The organism is Streptomyces sp. HSW2009, assembly GCF_040240285.1.
GTDB lineage: Bacteria > Actinomycetota > Actinomycetes > Streptomycetales > Streptomycetaceae > Streptomyces.
The window spans coordinates 1-1,835 of sequence record NZ_JBEHZD010000915.1; the positions used below are offsets into that span (position 1 = coordinate 1).

The following is a 1,835-nucleotide window of genomic DNA, read 5'->3' on the forward strand; positions in this document are numbered from 1 at the left end:
AACCAGTACCTGGACCAGTCGCCGTGACCCCCTCGCCGGTCGTCTCAGCCGTCGCACCGGCCACGGGCCCCCCCGCCGCCCCGCCCCCCCCCGCCCGACCCCGCCCCCCCGCCGCCCCCCGCGCCCCCCCCCCCCCCCCCCCCCCCCCCCCCCCCCCCCCCCCCCCGCCCCCCCCGCGCCCCCCCCCCCCCCCCCCCCCACATGTGGCTGGTCGATTCAGCGGATCAGCGCTTGCGGCCCCAGCCCTTGCGGCCGGTGCGCGGCGCGCTCCCGGAACCACCCGATCCGCCAGAGCTGTCGGAACCGCTGCTTCCGTCGGGGCCCGGCTGCTGCGGCGCCCGCGGTGTCTCGGGGGCCGGGTCGTGGCCGCCGCTGCCGTAACCGGCCTGGTGCGGGGTGCCGTAGTGGACGTCGTAGCCGCCGTCGGGGCCGTCGTGCGGGCCGAGCAGTTCGTCGGCCAGGGACGGCAGGTCGTCCAACGGGGTCTCCTCGGCCCACTCGGGGCGGGGCCGCGGGCGCCCGGAACGCGATGCGCCCGACCGCCCGGCCTGGCCCGCGTCCGCCGACTGCTCGTACGGGTCGGGCTCGGTGGCCCGGCCGGCTTCGGCCCGCGTCGGGTCGTACTTCGGCAGCTCGCGGGTGCGCTCGTTGCCCGAATCCGCAACGAGCGGGCGGGGCGCATCGGTCGCGGACTCGGGGCGGAACAGCCATGCCGGCACGCGGTCGGCGGGGTCCGCGGGGCGGTCGGTACGCCGCTCCGGTGCGTCCGCGCCCAGCACCGGCAGAACGGCGGTTTCGTCGGAGCCCTGCACGGGCAGGACGGTCGTCTCCTCCGCGCCCAGCCGCGGCAGCACGGTCGTCTCATCCGTGGCGCCCGCAGCGGCATCCGCCTGCGCGCCCTTCGCGGCGTCCTCCGGCGCGGGTGCGTCCGCCCGGGACGGCGTCGGGAGCTGCGTGGTCTCCTCCCCGTCCCAGTCGCCGGCCGCCCGCTCGGGCGCGCGCGCCTCGCGCGCCTCCCGGGCCTGCTCCTGTCGCTCGTCTGCCTCGCGCGCATCCGACGCCTCATCGGACTGCCGTGCCCCGGTGGTCACCTGCGTCTCGTCGGAGTCCTCGGCGCCCCTGGTGTCCCGCGCGGCTGCGACAGGGCGCGCCTCGTCCGCATCGCGCGCGGGGGCAGGCTCGTCGGGGCGTACGCGCGGCAGCAGCCACGTCGCGTCGTCCAGGTCGGTCGTGGCACGCGGAGCGGCGGCCTCCGCGCGCGGCACCCGCGGGTCCACCCGCGGCGTCTCCACCGTGTCCGTCGCGTCGGGGCCGGCGCCCGTGCCCGTGGCCTCACGCGCGCGGGCGCCCGTACGGCCCGCGGTGCCCTCGATCGAACCAGTACCTGGACCAGTCGCCGTGACCCCCTCGCCGGTCGTCTCAGCCGTCGCACCGGCCTCGTCCGCCCGCGCGGACTCGCCCGACCCGGCCGAACCAGTCGACACGGCCGAACCGGACGCCCCGCCCTCAGCCCCAGTCCCCGCAGAACCAGCGGCAGGCGCATCCGTCGCAGCGGCCTCCCGGCCACCCGCCGACCGCCGCCCCGACCCGCTCGACTGCTCACTCTCCGGTTCGCGCACCGGCTCCGTCGCGTTCCGCGCCGCCTTCTCCCCACGCAAGCCGGAGAGGTGCACGGTCGGCGTCGGCACGGTCGGCGCATCGCCCGCCGGGGGAGGGCCCCCGCCCGCCCGCGGCGGGGGGGCGGGGCCCGGGGCGGGCCCCCCCCCCCGCGGGGGGGCCCCCCCCGGGGGGGGGCGGGGGGGGGGCGGGCCGGGGGGGGGGGGGGGGGGGGGGGG

The 1,835-nt window shown here is 80.6% G+C and carries 2 protein-coding genes; both read right to left on the reverse strand.

The features are described from left to right. Positions 1-44: 44 nt before the first annotated feature. On the reverse strand, positions 45-203 hold the full coding sequence (locus AAHZ94_RS33515; RefSeq protein WP_349997467.1) for a hypothetical protein: 159 nt from the start codon (positions 201-203) through the stop codon (positions 45-47). Positions 204-224: 21 nt separating this feature from the next. Continuing rightward, on the reverse strand, positions 225-1,484 hold the full coding sequence (locus tag AAHZ94_RS33520) for a hypothetical protein (protein WP_349997468.1): 1,260 nt from the start codon (positions 1,482-1,484) through the stop codon (positions 225-227). Positions 1,485-1,835 lie beyond the last annotated feature (351 nt).

Coding starts and splice junctions, on each gene's coding strand:
- AAHZ94_RS33515 (WP_349997467.1), bottom strand. CDS start 203: ATGTGGGGGGGGGGGGGGGGGGGGGCGCGGGGGGGGCGGGGGGGGGGG.